Below are 18139 nucleotides of genomic sequence, written 5' to 3' on the forward strand. Positions count from 1 at the left end.
GAACTAGCGAAGGGGCACCCGTGGGGGACCTGGCCATTGATTTCTGCGGCGAATGGTACGAACCAGACGCCGAGTCCGTCTTCAGCATCGGGCGTGAGGGCGATCTGGAAGTGGATGACAATCCCTACCTGCACAGGACCTTCCTGCAGATCGCGCGGTACGACAACATCTGGTGGCTGACCAACGCCGGCACGATGCTCTCGGCCACCATTGCCGATGCCGCCGGCGGCATGCAGGCCTGGCTGGCACCCGGCGCGCGCATCCCGCTGGTGTTTGGCCAGACGAATGTGGTGTTCACCGCCGGCCCCACCACCTATGAATTCTCCGTGCACCTGAAGACCCCGGCCTTCAAGACCCAGAGCAGCAGCGAGGACCAGGTGGGGGACACCACCATCGGGCCGGTGGTCTTCACCGATTCACAGAAGGCGCTGATCGTGGCGCTGGCCGAGCCCATGCTGCGCCGCGATGGCACCGGTTTCAGCGCCATCCCCTCCTCCGCCGAGGCAGCCCGCCGGCTGGGCTGGGCCCTCACCCGGTTCAACCGCAAGCTGGACAATGTCTGTGACAAACTGGACCGCGTCGGCGTCGCCGGGCTGCGTGGCGGCGGCGGCAAGCTCGCCACCAACCGCCGGGCCCGCCTGGTGGAGCACGCCGTCACCTCGCACCTGGTCACCTCCGACGACCTTGGCCTGCTGGACGCCATGAAGGGACGCGACGACGCATGAAGATCCGTCTGACGCTGCGGCGCGATCCGCAGGAAGCGAAGGACCTGGCCATCACCGTTGACGGTCTGGCCACGGTGGGCGACATCGCCACCGAGCTCTACAGCTCCGACCCCTCCCGCAAGGGCGCCACCGCTCCGCCCAACCTCTCGCTGATGGTGGAGGACGATGTGGTGGGCGGCAGCACCGGCCGGGTGCTCCCGGCGGACAGCAATCTGCTCGAATCCGGCCTGCGCCCCGGCTCCACCGTCTCCCTGACCCAGGTCAGCGGCCAGTTTGCCGTACCCGGCCATGAGCGCGGACCGGCGGCCGCCACCCTGCGCGTGATGTCCGGGCCCGACGCCGGCAAGGAGTTCGCGCTGCCGGCCGGCACCAGCTATGTGGGCCGGGACCGCGGCGCCGATGTGCGCCTGAGCGACCCGCTGACCTCCAAACGCCACGCCCGCATCACCGTGGGCGACACGGTGGAGATCGTGGACACCAACTCCGCCAACGGCCTGGTCATGGAGGGGCGGCAGATTTCCCGCGCCGTCCTGGGCGCCTCGGACCTGGTGGTCCTGGGCGACACCACCATCTCGGTGCTCAGCCTGGGCCGCGCCGCCGCGGCCGGCCCCAGCACGCCGCTGGTGGAGTTCAACCGCTCCCCGCGCGTCGTCCCCTCGTTCAAGATCGAGGAGCAGCAGGTTCCCGCCGGCCCGCAGCGCCCGCACCGCCAGCGCTTCCCCCTGCTGATGATGGTGGCCCCTGTGATCATGGGTGCCGTGATGTTCGGCGCGACGCGCAGCCCGTACAGCCTGATCTTCATGGCGATGATGCCGATGATGATGATCGCCAGCTATGTCGACCAGAAGTTCCAGGCCAGCAAGGAGCTCAAGGCCGCCGTTGAGCAGTTCCGGGGCTCCGTGGCCGAGTTCCGCCGCCAGATGACAGCCCGCCAGCAGGTGGAGCGGGCCGTGCGGCTGGCCGAGGTCCCCTCCGTGGCCGAGACGGTGGATGGCATCTACACCCTGGGCCCGATGCTGTGGACGCACCGCCCCGAGCACGAGGCCTTCCTCAGCCTGCGCCTGGGCGTGGGCCGGGCGCCCTCCCGCACGCCGGTGAAGGCGCCGTCGACCAATGACACGGTGCCGGAGTACATGGAGGAGATCGGCGATCTGGTCACCGAATTCTCAGAGATCGACGCCGTGCCCGTGGTGGCACAGCTGCGCCACAGCGGCGCGCTGGGTCTGGCCGGTCCGCGCGGCGTGGTGGACGACGTCGCCCGCGGCCTGGTGCTGCAGGCGGTGGGCCTGCATTCGCCCGCCGAGCTGGTGGTGGCCGCGCTGACCGCGATGGAATCGCGCGCCCGCTGGACCTGGCTGCAGTGGCTGCCCCATGTGGGCAGCGTGCACAGCCCCCTGGGCGGGGACCACCTGGCCGCCGGCTCCGGCGCAGGAGGCTCGCTGCTGGCCCGGCTGGAGGATCTGGTGGTCCAGCGCGGCGGCAGCCTCGACGCCAACAGCGCCGCGCTGCGCTCCCGGCAGGATCCGGACAAGATGGAGCCGCCGGCACCGAAGGTCCCGGCGCTGCTGGTCATCGTCGAGGACGACGCCAAGGTGGACCGCGGCCGGCTGGCCCGGCTCGCCGAACACGGCGCCGACGTCGGCATCCACGTCCTCTGGGTCGCCACCACGGTGGCGGCGCTGCCCGCCGCCTGCCGCGACTTCCTGCACGTCGACGGCGGCAGCGGCACCACCACCGGGCAGGTGCGCCTGGGCCAGCTGACCTACCCGGTCAGCTGCGAAAGCGTCGACGCCGCCCTCGCCGGCGACCTGGCCCGCATGCTGGCCCCCGTCGTCGACGTCTCCAAACCGGTGGCCGATGATTCCGATCTTCCCCGCGCCGTCTCCTATGTGGCCCTGGCCGGCCACGACATCGTGGAAACCACCTCCGCCATTGCGGACCGGTGGAAGGAGAACAACTCCGTGGCCTCCTCGGCCGTGCCCAACCGCAAGTTCCAGGGCACGCTGCGCGCTCTGGTGGGGTCCAAGGGCGTGGAGCCGATGTACCTGGACCTGAAGACCGAGGGCCCGCATGCCCTGGTGGGCGGCACCACCGGAGCGGGCAAGTCCGAGTTCCTGCAGTCCTGGGTGCTGGGCATGGCCGCGGCCTACAGCCCGGACCGGCTCTCCTTCCTCTTTGTCGACTACAAGGGCGGCGCGGCCTTTGCCGACTGCGTCCAGCTCCCGCACACCGTGGGCCTGGTGACGGACCTGTCCCCGCACCTGGTGCGCCGCGCGCTCACCTCGCTGCGGGCGGAGCTGCACTACCGCGAGCACCTGTTCAACCGCAAGAAGGCCAAGGACCTGCTCGCCATGGAGCGCGAGGCGGATCCGGAAACGCCGCCGTCGCTGGTCATTGTGGTCGATGAGTTCGCCGCGCTGGCCAAGGAGGTGCCGGAGTTCGTCGACGGGGTGGTGGACGTGGCCGCCCGCGGCCGTTCCCTGGGCCTGCACCTGATCCTGGCCACCCAGCGCCCCTCCGGCGTCATCCGCGACAATCTGCGCGCCAACACCAATATGCGCATTGCCCTGCGCATGGCCGATGTGGACGACTCCCAGGACATTCTGGGCGAGCCCACGGCCGCGTACTTCAGCCCGGCCATCCCCGGCCGCGGCGCCGCCAAGACCGGGCCCGGGCGCATCCAGGGCTTCCAGACCGGCTACGCCGGCGGCTGGACCACGCGGACGCCGCAGCGCCCGCGGATCGACATCGTGGAAATGGACTTCGGATCCGGGGCGCAGTGGGAGCAGGAAGTGCTCCAGGCCCCCGTGGAGGAGGACGCCGGCCCCAACGACATCTCGCGCGTGGTCGCCAATGTGTCGCTCGCCGCCGTCGAACTGGGCATCAAGCCGCCGCGCAAGCCCTGGCTGGGTGAACTGCCCCAGACCTACGAGTTCTCCAAGCTGCCCAACCCGCGCACCGATGAGCGGCTGCTGCTGGGTGTGATGGACGATCCCGAACACCAGGCCCAGCCGACCGTCTCCTACGAGCCGGACCGGGACGGCAACATGGCCATTCTGGGCTCCAGCGGCTCGGGCAAGTCCGCGGCGCTGCGCACCATCGCCATTGCCGGTGCCGTGACGCCGCGCGGCGGCCCCGTGCAGGTCTACGGCATCGACGCGGCCTCCAACGGTCTGGCGATGCTGGAGCAGCTGCCGCATGTGGGTGCGATCATCAACGCCGAGGACCACGAGCGTGTGGGCCGGCTGCTGCGGCACGTGCGCTCCATCATCGACGCCCGGGCCGAGGCCTTCGCCGAGGTCAAGGCGGGCACCATCAGCGAGTACCGCCGGCTGGCGGGCAAGCCGGAGGAGCCGCGCATCATCATCCTGCTGGACGGTCTGGGCACCTTCCGGGAGATCTACGAATTCCGCTCCGGCATGACCCAGTCCGAGGTGCTCCAGCAGATCGCCACCGACGGCCGCCCGATGGGTGTGCACGTGGTGGTGGCCGGCGACAGCGCCAAGTCGCTGCCGCCGTCGTTGGCCGCCTCCATCCAGCGCACGCTCGTGCTGCGCATGGCCACCCCCGACGACTACGGCAACCTGGGCCTGCCCCGGGACGTCCTGACGGCCACCTCGCCCCCGGGGCGCGGCATGTTGGACGGGCGCGAGGTGCAGCTTGCCGTCTTCGGCGGCAACGCCAACCTGGCCCTGCAGGCGCGCCAGGTGGAGAAGCTGGCCGAGTCCATGCGCCGCCAGGGCGTTCCGGAGGCGCCGGGCGTGCTGGCGCTGCCGGAAAGCCTGGACCTGCAGGTGCTCCCCGCCGCAGCCGGCGGACATGTGGTGGTGGGTGTGGACGACTTCAACCTGGAGCCGGCCGGACTGGCCGCCACAGGTGCGCTGATGGTCACCGGCCCGCCCGGATCGGGGCGGACGACGGCGCTGGTCACCCTCGCGCAGGCGCTGAAGCGCTCCTCGCCGCAGACCCGCCGGGTCTACTTCGGCTCGCGCAAATCCGCCGTCGCCTCGCTTCCGGTGTGGGACGAGGCCTACGCGACCCCGGGCGCCGTGGCACCTGAACTGTCCCGTCTCGCGGAGCTGGCCGAGGGCGGCGCGGACGATGTGGCGTTCTTCATCGAGGGCGTCACAGAGTTCTCCGATTCCGCCGCCGAGATGGATCTGGTGTCCCTGATCAAGGCCGCCGTGAAGGCCGGCCAATGGGTGGTGGGGGAGGCCGAGACCTCCACCTGGTCCTCGGCGTGGAACCTCGCAGGCCTGTTCAAGTCAGGCCGCCGCGGTCTGCTGCTGAACCCCGGCGACGTCGAGGGTGACACCCTGATGAGCACGCCGCTGGGGAGGATCTACAACAACAAGTTCGTCCCGGGACGTGGCTACATCGTCGGCCGCGGCAAGGCCTTCAAGGTCCAGGTCGCCACCGCCGACGTGCACTAACCCGGCCACCGCCGTCGTCGTCAGTGGGCAGTGGCGACGCAGTTCCCCTTTCATGACGCAATCGTGGACGCGTCCTGGGCGGGGAACTGCGTCCCAGCCGAATGCCGCTACCCGATGGCGGCCCAGGTGAGGGGTCCGACGACGCCGTCGGCCACCAGGGCGTTGTCGCGCTGGAAGGCGCGGACTGCCGATTCGGTGCCGGGGCCGAAGATCCCATCAACCACCAGCCGGTAGCCGATGTCCGAGAGCCGCTGCTGCAGGTAGCTGACATGCTCCCCGGTGGAGCCGCGGCGGACGGTCGGGCGCGAGGTGGTCGTCGTCGGCGTCGTGGGGGTTGACGGCGTGCTGGGGGTGGTGCCTGGGTTCGAGGACGACGGCGTGATGCAGAATGGCCGCTGCCCGAGGAATACCGGGTCAACGGTGCCCGTCGTGTACAGGTTCGGAACCTGGTCCGGGGGCATGGAGTTCAGGATGGACTGGTGGAACGAGGTGTAGTTGCCCTGGAAGCTGCCGTTGGCCCAGGCCTGCAGCAGCGCGCCGGTGAACTGGCCGTTGACGGCGCCATCGTAGGAGAGCTGCGAGTCCTGGCAGCCGGCCAGCAGGATCACACTGGCGCTGACATTGGCATCCGATTTGGCTCCGCTGAGCGCCTGGACAAATTGGTAGGTGCCGCGGCGCTTCTCGTTGTCGGCCACCTGGACGGACAGCGGCAGTGCCTTGGGCAGTCCCTCAACCACCGCCACCGAGTTGGCCACGTCCTTGGGCATGGATCTGGTCTGCTCCAGCAGGCCCTTGCGGCAGCCCTTGTTGATCAGCATCCGTGCCACGGTGCCGCTGTGGCAGCTGTCGGAGCAGACCAGGATGCGCACGCCGGGGGAGAACTGGGACCACATCTGGTAGAGCTCGTCGTCGACGATCTGGCGGTCGTAGGCCACCCACGTCTCGTCCTGGCTGTCCTCCTCGTCGCCGTTGTTGTCATCCACCTGGCCGCCGTGGCCGGAATAGGTGATCAGACAAATGTCCCCGTCCGAGGCCTGCTGGGCGAGCAGGCTGATCTCACCGATGATGGCCTGCGAGGTGGCCTGTTCCGTGATCAAACATGTGGTGGAGAAGCCCTCGGCCTCTGCCAGCTGCTGCATGGAATTGGCATCGTTGACACAGCCGCTCAAGGCTCCGTTCCAGCCGTTGTAGGCGTTGGGATCCACTCCGTTCAGCCCGATGTGCAGCGAGTATCCAGCCATTGTCCCTGTCCTTTCGTGCGGTGCAGCATCTGCTGCGGGATTCGCCGGCGGCTCAACTGGGCAGCCGGATGGGTATGAGAACGCCCTGCGAACGCACCGGCCAGTCCACCGGGGCGGCAGTGGTGCGGGTGCCATTGGTGGCGACGGCCGTCACCGTGTACGCCAGCTTTGGATCCCCGGCGAACTCGGTCAACGGCAGCACATAGTGCCGCTCGGCTTCGCGGATGCCGGCATTGAGCAGCACCGGCGCCGCATCGGGGCGGCCGAGCATGGAGGTTTGGATTTCCCAACCGGCCAGCGCCGCCGGTGCAGGGTCGTCCACCGCGACAAAGGTGACCACCAGATCGAGGTCCTCGATGTAGGCGCGGATCTCATCCAGCCGTTCGGCCGACTGGTCCGCCTCGAAGACGACGTCGAACCCGCCGGGCGGGCCGTCCACGGCCAGGGTGCCCTGCGGTTCGATCATGGCGGCCAGCGGCACTGCCGCCACGCCTGCCACCGCCAGGGCCGTGACGGCCAGGCGCTGGCCGGTGTGGTTCTCCAGATCGAATCTGCCGTCCGGGCGCGTGGACACCTCGATGGGTCCCGACGCGAAGGGTCCTGCCACCGAAGCCAGGCCAATCTCCAGCGTGCTGGCGATGCGGACATTGCCGGGCAGCACCGCCGACATGGAGCCGCGCAGGCCATCGCGCTCCAGGAGGGATTTCAGCACCAGGAAGCCGGCGATGTCGGTGGAGACGACGACGTCGAAGCCCGTCGCGGTGGGGACGGCGTTGATGGTGGAGTCCGACGGCGATGCCCAGCGCAGCTCCGGCTCCGCGCCGGTGTCCGGCAGGTATTCCAGCACCGGGGACGGGGCGGATGCCTTCAGCTCCGCGGCGATGGCGGCGCGGGCAAAGGGTGGCAGATCCGGCTCCAGCGAGGCGGCGAGCACGCAGCGGATGTTGGTGGGGTTGTCCGCGTCGATGGTGCTGTGCAGGAGCAGTTGGGGCCGGTAGGCCTTCTCGCTGGCCGGGCCGTAGCGCCCCACGCAGTACCGCTGCGGCACCACCAGGAACCGGCCCGGACTGCGCAGGGACCGGTAGACCCTGGCCCGGCCCGCGGCGGCCGCGACGGGGATCTCCTGGTAGGTCAGGTACTCCGTGGATCCCAGCTGCAGCGCCGGCCGGCAGCCGATGGACACCTTCCCGGCCGGGGTGGATTCACGGTACAGGGTGCCGAAGTCCGCGCAGGGTACGGAGATTGCCGTGGTGCGGACCGTGGCAAACTGGCTCCACGCGAAGCTGTTAAGCCGCCACTGGGCCAACACGCCGGCGTCGAACTGCCATTGCGGAAGCACCGTGGCGTTGGCCAGCATCGTCCCGTGCAGGCGCAGCGGCACGGCCCGGGTGTCGGCGGCAATGTTTGCCAGGGACCAGGTCTTGTTCAACCCCATGATCAGGGTTGGCGGCAGTCCACTGGACAGCCGCCAACCCTCAAATCCGGCCGCCACCGTGACGGTGGCCGGCTCGGCCTGGAAGCCCGGGACCGAGAGGGCCCCGTAGGCCAGCCGTGCCCAGTTGTCCATCAACCGGAAGCGGGCGGTGAGCAGCCCGCCGTCGCCGGGCTGAACGTCGAAGGAGTCCGCGGTGATCTGTTCGCGCTGGGTGGCGCCGTGCTCGTCGCGGAAGGGGATGCCCAGCTGGACGGTGAAGCCGGAGAGCTCGACGGCGCGCAGCTCGGGCCGCCCGGCGGCCTCCCACTCCGCCACGGTGGGCGCAGATTTCTGGGACTTCAGCGTCACGGATATCGTGGCGGTGATGCCGATGGACCCGTCGAGGGTGTGGCCGCCGGCCGGTTCCACCTCAAAGCTGAAGGGGCTTCCCTCCGGAGCCGCGCCCGGAGCCGGCAGCACCAGCGCATATTCCGGCGCATACCAGTGCAGGTCGCTCCAGCGGTCCTTCCAGATGCCCGCCGAGCCGTTGTTGGCCACCGGGCCCTGGCGCTGCTGCCCGATGGTGGCCACCAGCTCCAGGTCCTGCAGATGGTGGATCAGCGGATGCGCCGTCACCAGAGGCTGGTCCACCAGAATGGTGGCGGCTGGCCGGTTGGAGCCCAGCGCCGATCCCACCGATTGGATTCTGTTGCCCATGGCGATGAATCCCAGACCGGCACCGCCCGCACCACCGGGGCCGCGCGGGGCCCGGGTGGTGCGGGCCGGCAGCACGGCGTCCAGGCGGCCGCCGCTGCTGCTGACCAGATGGAGAAAGCGGGCCCTGTCGTGGGCGATGGCCGGGTTGACCAGTCCGGCCAGCTCCACTGTGGCTTCCTGTACCCCGCCGTCCGTCTGGACCGTGCCCAGACGCATCGCCACATCCATGTCGCCCAGGGATTGCAGGGCCAGGTGGTACGACGGCTCTTCACCGTCGCCGGCCGGCCCAGCGGCCTGCCCGGCCGTGGCCGGTTCCAGAACGTAGCGTGCCGCCTTGAGGACGGCGTCCAGCACCCGCTGCCCGGCTCCGGTGCCGGCGGTGGCGCCGTCGGCGGACACGGCCCCGGCGGCGATGAGGGAGGGCAGGTAGTTCACCAGGTCGGCCCGGGTGAACAGCCGGGTCCCGTCGGCCACCGCGTCCAGCTGTTTCCAGAGCCCGCCGAGCCGCACGTGGATGGTGGCGGCGGGAGTGGCGGTGGCCTTGGTTTCGACAACGGCCCGCAGCCCGAAGCGCGGGGAGCCGGCCACCAGGGCCTCCAGCAGCGCCGTCCCGGCCGCGCCGGCCAGCGTGGCCGAGAGGGCGCCGTGTCCGAACGGTCCGGTGACGCGCTGGCTGGCCACCACCGCCGGCCCGTCTGTAGTTGCTCCGCCGCCGGCCGGAATGCCCGGAGCGCCGTGGTCCAGCAGACTGAAGGTGACGTCCTCGACGACGGCGGCGGCACCGGTGCCATAGGCGCCGCCATCCGCGGCGGCGGCACCGCCGTCGTCGGCGCCGTCCGCCCCTCCGTCAGATGCAATCTCGGCCTGCAGATCAATGGCCAGAACGGCCCTCTCCACCAGCGGCCCGAGCCGCTCATCCGGCGCCGGGGCGCGCACCAGCACAAACGTTGCCGACACCAGCGGCTCGCCGGCCGCATCCTTTCGCAGCTTCAGCGTGATGCCCATGCCGCGCCTCCCGGGTCCCGGACCACCAGGGTGGCTAGAGGTCGTAGTCGAGATAGGACCCCACGGGCACGGCCTTGGAGCCGTCCCCAGCGGGCGGGCCGTCCTTGGATCCGCCCGCCGGCGCCGCAGCGACCGGTGCAGCACCCACAGCGGCACCGGCACCCCCGGCACCCGCGGCGATCTCCCGTGCCGCCACCTCGCGCAGCAGCCGGATCCGCTCGTCCGGCACGGAGCGGGTGACCACCCCGGGTGAATCCGGCCGGGGCACGTCCACCAGCAACGGCCCGTTGCCGCTGGACCGGGTCCAGGGACCTGTCCACGCGCGGCCGGGCTCAAAGAGCGTTCCCTTGACGGTGACGGACACCCGGTAGCGGTAGAACGGGCGGAAGCCCGGGTCTCCGGTGAAGATCATCCAGGTCCTGTCCTCGTCGTAGTCCGCCCGGGTCCAGCGGAAGCGCACCGGGTCGAAGCCCACGGGGTTGCCGCTGTCCGGATCCACGGGCTCGAACTCCGCCTCCACCAATTGGGTGTCGTCGGTGAGGACCACGCCCAGCTCGATCGGCCCCACCGCCAGACGGCCGGCACTGTCGGCCCGGACCTCCAGGGTGGTGTCGTTGATCAGGGTGCCATTGGGCTCCGGGTCGATGGCGATGACGTTCTTCTGGATCTGTACGCGCTTGTACTTGTTGTCCAGTTCGCTGGGCGGCTCGTTCAGGAAGACCTGGCGCTTGACGAAGGTCAGATCCGGCTTCCAGCCCGCAGGGGCGTTCTGGACATCGGAGGCGATCTTCTGCGCCGTCTGGAACTTCCAGCTGCTGTCTGCACCGCCGGAGCCGCTGAAGGACGTTCCCTCCCAGTTGATCTCGCCGCGGGTGTTCGGGTAGCCCACTTGGATGCCGAGCTGGGCCACCGTGCCATCGCCCCAGGACGCCACGGGGTGGCAGATCCGCGCGAGGCGGCGGGGCCAGTCGTCGAGGTAGACGCTCAGGAAGTACTTGCGCTCGGCGTCCGGGTCCGCCTTCATCTCGTCGTACATGCCCGCGAGCGAGCTCGAGATGGTGTGGTCCTGCAGGTAGGCGAACTGCTGGGTTTCGGTGTAGCTGAGGTTGAGGTTCGTGGAGTCGCGGCGGTACTTCAGCGCCACGCCGGCGCCCCAGGGGCTCCAGAAGCTGCCGCCGGAGGATGAAGCCTGGGCTGCCTCCACCGTGGGCTGGGGCGGGTCGAAAATGACCTTCTTGGCCGCGTCCATGAACTTCTCGTAGACCAGATCGCTCTTCTCATCCAGGCGCTTGGCGATGGCGTCGGCCCCGGGCAGCGTGGTGTCCACCTTGAGGTCCACCTCGATGGTGCCGTTGATCCGCATGTTGTTGAATTCGGTCTTCAGGTCCACGGAGGCCCAGAGGTAGCGGCCGGAGGCGGCGGCGGAAAAGTGGCTGAAGACTCTGTCCCAATTGCCCTTGATGGACAGCGTGCAGACCGGGGACCAGACCTTGAGCTTGTAGTTCTGGACCACCACCATCGGGGACGCCGTGCCGTGGAAGGCCTCCCACAGGATGGCCGCCGGATATTTGCCCACCAACCCGGAGAAGGCGTGGGTTCCGGTGGGGTCGATCGATCCCTGGCCTTCGCCGAACATCTGCCAGTAGAACGGGTCCAGATTGTTCCCCGAGCCATTGGTCAGCACGGGCGGAGCGCCGTCGGGGGTGGTCACCGGCCCTGGGGGAGCGGGCTCGCCGTCGCGCGGCTCACCGGGCATCGGCCGGGCGCCGCTGCGGCTGCCGGGCATGCCGTAGTACTGGACTTCGCTGACGGTCTTGCCGCCGCGGGTTGCCGTGCCCAGCACCGGGAAGCCACGGGTGGCCGGGGCGATGTTGGAGACGGAGGTGGTGCTGGAGGTGATGATGGCCGGGCGGAACATCGGTGGCTTGCGGCTGTTGCGGATGCCCCAGAAGACGTCGTCGCTGTCCTTGAACCGTGCCGTGATTTCGCCTTCGGCCTGCGTCCGCACGGTGTCCGGCAGCGCACCTGTGACGGAGAACGTCACCACGCCGCCGGCAACATCCCCGCCGCCGCCGATGACGCCTTCGCCACCCGTCCCGGCAAAGCGGATCAGATTGAAGAGGTAGTCCCCGGCGTCGGGTCCGTTCTTGCGGGCCATCCGCACGATGTTGGGGATGTAGTAGAAAACGGGGGCCTCGCCCTGGGCGATCAGCTCCCTGTTGTTGACGTCGGGGAGGTACAAAACCGAGTACCCGCCCTTGACCACTGGCTGGGTGCCGCCCGCGTAGCTCGGCCCCATTGCTTGCACCGCCATTGTCCCGGCCTTCCTGTCTCGTTGGAGTTCCCGTTGGAGTGCGACGACGGCCGCTCTGGCTGGGCAGTCCGGCGCCGCCTAGGTTTGCCCCACCGTAGCCCCGGTGGTGTTATCCGCCCGTGACGGGGGCGTGATTCCGGCGTGACGGCCCGGTTATTGGAGCGTTACCGCCACGTTGTCCCACCTATGCGGCATGATGGATGCGTGGACAGCGTTGAGACGGAACAGCAGACAAATTCGGTGCCCAGCGAAGAGCTGCGGGCGCACTACCAGGAGCTTGCGGAGACGGTGCGCCGGTACCGCACGGCCTACTACAGCGACGATGCCCCGCTGGTGTCGGATGCGGAGTTCGACGAGCTCTACCGCAGCCTGGAGACGCTCGAGGCGCTGCACCCGGAGCTGGTCACCAATGATTCCCCCACCCAGGAGGTGGGCGGCGAAGTCTCCGCCGCCTTTGCCGCCGTCGAGCATCTGGCGCGGATGTATTCCCTGGAGGATGTGTTCAGCCTCGACGAGCTGAATGTGTGGGTGCAGCGTGCCGAGGCCTCCGTGGCGAAGCAGGGCGGCGAGCCGCCCAAGTGGCTGACCGAGCTGAAGATCGACGGCCTGGCCGTCAACCTGCTCTACCGCGACGGCGTGCTGATCCGGGCGGCGACGCGCGGCGACGGCACCACGGGCGAGGACATCACCCACAATGTCGCCACCATCAAGGACATCCCGCAGACGCTGCACGGCAGCAACTTCCCGGCCGAGGTGGAGATCCGCGGCGAGGTGTTCATCGCCTCCAAGGATTTCGAGGAGCTCAACGCCACCATGGTGGCCGCGGGCAAGGCGCCCTTCGCCAACCCGCGCAACTCCGCCGCCGGCAGCCTGCGCCAGAAGGATCCGGCGGAGACCGCCAAGCGCCCGTTGAGCATGTACGTCCACGGCATCGGCGCCCGCGAGGGGCTGGAAACCACCAGCCAGTCCGAAACCTACGCGCAGCTGAAGGAATGGGGGATGCCCACCAGCCCCTACTTCAAGGTGCTGGACAGCTACGAGGAGGTGCTGGAATTCATCGCGCACTTCGGCGAGCACCGGCACGACCTCATCCACGAGATCGACGGCATCGTGGTCAAGGTGGATGACTTCGCCACCCAGCGCGCGCTGGGCAACACCTCCCGCGTGCCGCGCTGGGCCGTGGCCTACAAGTACCCGCCGGAAGAGGTCCACACCAAGCTGCTGGACATCCAGGTCCAGGTGGGGCGCACCGGGCGGGTCACCCCCTTCGGCATCCTTGAGCCGGTGAAGGTGGCCGGCTCCACCGTGGCCCGGGCCACCCTGCACAACCAGGATGTGGTCAAGGCCAAGGGCGTGCTGATCGGCGACATCGTGGTGCTGCGCAAGGCCGGAGATGTGATCCCGGAGATTGTGGGCCCCGTGGCGGCGCTGCGCGAGGGCCGCGAGGGTGAGCTGCGCGAATTCGTGATGCCCACCGAATGCCCCTCCTGCGGCACGCCGCTGGCCCCGGCCAAGGAGGGCGACATCGACATCCGCTGCCCCAATGCCGAACACTGCCCCGTCCAGCTGACCGAACGGGTGGCGCATTTGGCCGGCCGCGGCGGCTTCGACATTGAGGCGCTGGGCTATGAGGCCGCGGCTGCGCTGACCAACGGCCCTGGACCGGATCCGGCCCAGAACGACGGCGTGATTGCCCCGAGCGGCCCCGGGCCTGTCACCAGCGAGGCACAGATCTTCCATCTGGCGAAAAGCTATCCCGATCCCTCGCTGCGCGAGGCGCTCGCCGGGGTTAATGTGTGGCGTGAAATCCGGGCCCAGGGAGCCGGCACCGGCAAGTTCCAACTGGTTCCCTACTTCTACACCAAGGCCACGGCCAAGAAGGATTCGGTGCCCTCCAAAACCACCGAGAAGCTGTTCGGGGAACTGGACAAGGCCATGTCCCAGCCGCTGTGGCGCGTGCTGGTGGCCCTGAGCATCCGCCACGTTGGCCCCACGGCATCGCGCGCCCTGGCCACCCGCTACGGCACCATGGACGCCATCCGTGCAGTGCTGACGATGCCGGACGCCCGTGAGCAGCTGTCCAATGTTGACGGCGTTGGCGCCATCATTGCCGACGCCCTGATCGAATGGTTTGCCGTTGACTGGCACCAGAACATCGTCGACGCGTGGGCGGAGGCCGGAGTGCTCATGGCCGACGAGGCCGATGAAGCCACCCCGCGCACCCTGGAGGGGCTGACCATCGTGGTCACCGGCACCCTGCCCAACTTCAGCCGCGACGAGGCCAAGGAGGCCATCATCAGCCGCGGCGGCAAGGCCTCCGGCTCCGTCTCCAAGAACACTTCCTACGTAGTGGCAGGGGAGGCCGCCGGCACCAAGCTGGACAAGGCCGCCACGCTGGGGCTGGCCATCCTTGACGAGGACGGCTTCCGAGAGCTGCTGGCCAACGGACCTGCTCCGGTTCCAGATGGCGACGATGCCGCCGCAGACGGCGCAACGGTTGACGGCGCGGCTGCTGCCGATGCCGATGCAGACGCCGGCGCCGACACCGACACCGTGGAGGCTGGCGCATGAGCACCGTCACTGTCGATGAACTGCTTGAGGTTGCCCTGCGGGCCGCCGCGGCCGGTGCGGAGGTGCTGGCCACCCGGGATCCAGCCGCCTTTGGCGCCGCGGAGAAGTACTCCGACGCCGATTGGGTGACGGCCTTCGACACGGCCGCCGAGCGCGCCGTCCGGGAGGTCCTCGCCGACGCCCGGCCCCACGACGTCGTGACGGGGGAGGAGCTGGCCCCGGCCATCCCGGAGGCCGCCTCCGGCTACCGCTGGAGTGTGGATCCGCTGGACGGCACCATGAACTTCATCCGCAACATCGCCTACTACTGCACCTCCGTGGCCGTGGCCGGGCCCGACGGCGAGTGGCTGGCCGGCGTCGTCGCCGCCCCGGCCCTGCGCCGGGTGTACTTCGCCTCCCGCGGCGGCGGCGCCTGGCTGGCCGAGACGGCCCCGGACGGCAAGCACACCACCCGCCGCTTGGACGGCCCTCTTCAGGAACGGGGCGGGCGCCTTCTGGCCACCGCGCTCACCTACAGCCCGGAGATCCGGAGCCGGCTGATCGGCGAGCTCGACGGGAGGCTGGAGTCCTTTGGCGATTTCCGCCGTCTGGGCTCCGCCGCGCTGGAGCTGTGCGCCGTCGCCGACGGCGGTGTGGACGCCTATCTGGAGTACGGCCTCTTTGAGCACGACTTTGCCGCCGGTGCCCTGATTGCGGAGGAGGCCGGCGCCTGGGTGCGCCGCCCGGAGCTGTCCTCGGCGCTGGACGGCCTCCCGCCGCACAGCGAGACGTTGGCCTCCTGGACCGCTGCGTCCATTCCGGAACTGGCGGAAAAGTACACGCCGTGACCAGCCCGTCCGCCGCCTGGCAGCCGCTGCTGGCCGCCCTGGCCAACGAACGCCTCCGGGCCGTCTACGCTGCTGCCGTGCTGGGGGCAGACGTGGGCGCGACGGCCAAGGAAGTGGCCCGGCTGGCCGCAGCCGGACTGTTGGATCCGGTGGACTTCTCCGTGGCCGGTGGCGTCTTTGCCGACGCTCTGGCCGCCGGCAGCACGCCGCGCCCCGAGGGCGTGGACAAGCATTTCGACGCCGGCATGCTCACCCACCTTCCGGCCGCCGCGGCGGCCCGCGAGGCCGTGCTGGCGCACTTGGCCCAGCGGCTGCTGCCCACTTCAGAGGTGCTGTCCGAGAAGGAAGTCAACCGTCTCCTGGCCACCGTCACCACCGACATCCCCACCCTGCGCCGCGCCCTGGTGGACGCCGATCTGCTGCGGCGCAGCGCCGACGGGAGCCGGTACGAGGTGCACCCGCGCGCTTGACAGCGCCGCTGGGGTCCATTGACAAGGATGACCGGCGCGTTCATGCTGGCGTTCAAGAGGTATGGTCTGGGGGGCCGCTCGCATCGGCAAGGGATTCCTTGCCGCCAAGTGGATATTGCACATTTTGGACGGCATACTCTGGGGGCACAGATGGATGCGCAACCCTTCCCTGTCTGGGATCTGAAACTGCTCGGGTGTTGGCAGCTCAGCCGCGATGGCCAAACCATCGACATCGGCGTCAGACAGCAGCGGCTCATCGTGGCATCCATCCTCCTCGGAGCCCGGCCCCGCCACGTGCTGGCGGGCCTGTTGTGGCCCCTGAGCCCGGAGGCCCAGGCAGCAGCCAGCCTGCGCGCCACCCTGTTCACCATTTCCCACCGGCTGCCGTCCCTGCTGTGCTGCACGCACGATTCCATCGTGGTGGATTCCGAAGTCCGGGTGGACTACCACCGGATTGCCGCGCTGATCGAGGCGATCGATGCCTCGGGCGGCGACGTGCCCGCCGCCTGCGCCGAGGAATTGCTCCGGGCGGAGCTGCTGCCGGGCTGGTACGACGACTGGATCATTTTCGAGCAGGAGCGGCTGCAGCAGCGCAGACTGCAGGCCCTGGAAACACTGGCCGCGCGGCTGCTTGAGCACGGCGACGCCGGCCGCGCACTGGACACGGCCTGCGCCGCAGCATCGATCGACCCCCTGCGGGAAAGCTGCCAGATGATCATCATCCAGTGCCACCTGCGGCTCGGGAACCGGGCCATGGCGCTGCGCAGCTATGGCGAATACCGCGAGCGGCTGCGCCGTGAACTGGGCATCTCGCCGTCGGCCCGGCTGGGGGCTCTGGTCGCGTTTGGGTCGGAGCCCGGCGGCGCCAATCGGCACCTGCGCCTTGGCGCCCTGCGTCCACAGACCTGAAGTGGTTCTCCCCGGCCGTGGCACGGCGTAGCCTCCTTTCATGAGCCTGTTGACCTCCTCCGGATCCTTCCTCGTGCCCGGCGGCGTGGCGGCCACCGGCACGGGCACCTTGGCATCGGCCTTCGACACCACCGGCCTGGCCGTGGCTTCCATTGCGGCTGCCGGCCTGGCCGTGGCCGCCCTGGTGGAGCAGCAGGGCGGCGGGCGGCCCGCCGTCACGGTCGACAGATCCCTGGCCTCGCTCTGGTTCGCGATGAGCTTCGAGCCAACCGGCTGGGAGCTGCCCCCGGTGTGGGATGCGGTTGCGGGGGACTACCGCTGCGCCGATGGCTGGATCCGGCTGCACACCAACGCCCCGCACCACCGCGCCGCCGCGATGCGCGTGCTGGGCCTGCCCGAGGGACCGGACAGCGGACTGGACCGCGGAACCGTGGGCGACGCCGTCGCCGCCTGGGCGGGGGAGGACCTGGAGGCCGAGGTGGTGGCCGCGGGCGGCTGTGCGGCGCTGATGCGTACGCACGCCGCCTGGCTGCGCCATCCGCAGGGCGCAGCGGTCGCCGCCGAGCCGCTGATCGCCTGGGGAACGCCGCGCACCGCCGGGCCCCGGAAGAGAAGCAACGCCGTTTCCTCCAGTACACACGCCCGGCCTGGCTATTCCCGTCCTGGTTCTTCCCGTGCCGATTCCTCCCGGCCCCTGGCCGGCGTGCGCGTGCTGGATCTGACCCGGGTGATCGCCGGTCCGGTGGCCAGCCGGTTCCTGGCCAGCCTGGGGGCCGAGGTGCTGCGGATCGATCCACCGTGGTGGCAGGAACCGGCCGTCGAAGCTGAGATGACAGTGGGCAAGCGCTGCGCCCGGCTGGATCTGCGCACCGCCGATGGGCTGGCCGCCCTGCACCGGCTGCTGGACGGGGCGGACATCCTTCTCCATGGCTACCGCGGCGGCGCCATGGAACGCCTCGGACTGGGGGAGGCCGCGCTCGCGGCCCGCCACCCGGGGCTGGTCGACGTGGGATTGAACGCCTACGGCTGGACGGGGCCGTGGCGGACGCGCCGCGGCTTCGATTCACTGGTCCAGATGAGCTGCGGCATCGCCGACGCCGGCATGGCCTACTTCAACGCCGCGGCCCCGCGCCCGCTGCCGGTCCAGGCACTGGACCACGCCACGGGCTACCTGGCCGCCGCCGCAGCCATCACCTCCTGGACGAGGAGGCTGCAGGGGAGTGCCCGCAGCGCCCGGTTGTCGCTGGCCAGGACCGCCGTCGAGCTTGCCGCGACGGCCGGCAGCGGCCCCGCCACCCCGCCCGATCCCGGTGCCCATCAGCGCGTGCCGGAGGACACGGCATGGGGTCCCGGCAGCCGGCTGCCGCAGGCCCTGGCCATCGACGGGGTCGAGCTGCGCTGGGACGTCCCGGCCGCGGCGTACGGCTCGGCTCCGCCGCGCTGGCAGGAACCGTAGCCTGCACCTGGCGGCCCCGGGAGCCCGCCGTCGTTCCCCGTTGAAGACGCAATGGTG

10 protein-coding genes are annotated in these 18139 nt (G+C 69.9%); 7 read left to right on the forward strand and 3 right to left on the reverse strand.

Annotation, left to right across the window (positions count from 1 at the left end; translation table 11 throughout):
- The first annotated feature begins 20 nt into the window (after window positions 1-20).
- Both K254_RS0101610 and K254_RS0101615 read left to right on the forward strand, forming a co-directional pair.
- Window positions 21-725 carry a hypothetical protein gene (locus K254_RS0101610; RefSeq protein WP_026553913.1) on the forward strand — a complete coding sequence of 235 codons (705 nt, stop codon included), beginning with the start codon at window positions 21-23 and terminating at the stop codon, window positions 723-725.
- Complete coding sequence (locus tag K254_RS0101615; RefSeq protein ID WP_026553914.1) at window positions 722-5158, forward strand: FtsK/SpoIIIE domain-containing protein; 4437 nt, start codon at window positions 722-724, stop codon at window positions 5156-5158. Before K254_RS0101610 ends, K254_RS0101615 begins: the two co-directional genes overlap by 4 nt.
- Window positions 5159-5265: 107 nt before the next feature.
- Here K254_RS0101615 and K254_RS21215 read toward each other — a convergent pair whose 3' ends face one another.
- From K254_RS21215 to K254_RS21220, 3 genes are read right to left on the reverse strand one after another with little or no spacing between them, the layout of a single operon-like run.
- The gene (locus K254_RS21215) at window positions 5266-6399 is read right to left on the reverse strand and encodes a caspase family protein (RefSeq protein WP_081709820.1); all 1134 of its coding nucleotides are present in this window, start codon (window positions 6397-6399) and stop codon (window positions 5266-5268) included.
- A gap of 52 nt (window positions 6400-6451) precedes the next feature.
- Window positions 6452-9535, reverse strand: coding sequence for a hypothetical protein (locus K254_RS0101625; protein ID WP_026553915.1), 3084 nt, complete (start codon window positions 9533-9535; stop codon window positions 6452-6454).
- 34 nt (window positions 9536-9569) lie between these two features.
- Entirely contained in the window at window positions 9570-11849 is a 2280-nt protein-coding gene (locus tag K254_RS21220; protein ID WP_155848422.1) for a hypothetical protein, read from the reverse strand.
- A 186-nt stretch (window positions 11850-12035) separates the two neighbouring features.
- Here K254_RS21220 and ligA point away from each other — a divergent pair, with 186 nt between their 5' ends.
- The 5 genes from ligA to K254_RS0101655 all read left to right on the forward strand — a co-directional run bounded on the left by ligA (window position 12036) and on the right by K254_RS0101655 (window position 18082).
- Entirely contained in the window at window positions 12036-14420 is a 2385-nt protein-coding gene (ligA, locus tag K254_RS21225) for an NAD-dependent DNA ligase LigA (RefSeq protein WP_051388669.1), read from the forward strand.
- Window positions 14417-15247: an inositol monophosphatase family protein gene (locus K254_RS0101640; RefSeq protein ID WP_026553916.1), complete on the forward strand. Its 831-nt coding sequence runs from the start codon at window positions 14417-14419 to the stop codon at window positions 15245-15247. Before ligA ends, K254_RS0101640 begins: the two co-directional genes overlap by 4 nt.
- Complete coding sequence (locus K254_RS24670; RefSeq protein WP_051388670.1) at window positions 15244-15717, forward strand: DUF2087 domain-containing protein; 474 nt, start codon at window positions 15244-15246, stop codon at window positions 15715-15717. Before K254_RS0101640 ends, K254_RS24670 begins: the two co-directional genes overlap by 4 nt.
- A gap of 150 nt (window positions 15718-15867) precedes the next feature.
- Complete coding sequence (locus K254_RS21235; protein WP_051388672.1) at window positions 15868-16626, forward strand: AfsR/SARP family transcriptional regulator; 759 nt, start codon at window positions 15868-15870, stop codon at window positions 16624-16626.
- A 40-nt stretch (window positions 16627-16666) separates the two neighbouring features.
- Window positions 16667-18082, forward strand: coding sequence for a CoA transferase (locus K254_RS0101655; protein ID WP_026553917.1), 1416 nt, complete (start codon window positions 16667-16669; stop codon window positions 18080-18082).
- Window positions 18083-18139: the final 57 nt, after the last annotated feature.

Origin of the sequence: Arthrobacter sp. 35W (genome assembly GCF_000482545.1) — a bacterium.
Classification (GTDB): Bacteria; Actinomycetota; Actinomycetes; order Actinomycetales; family Micrococcaceae; genus Specibacter.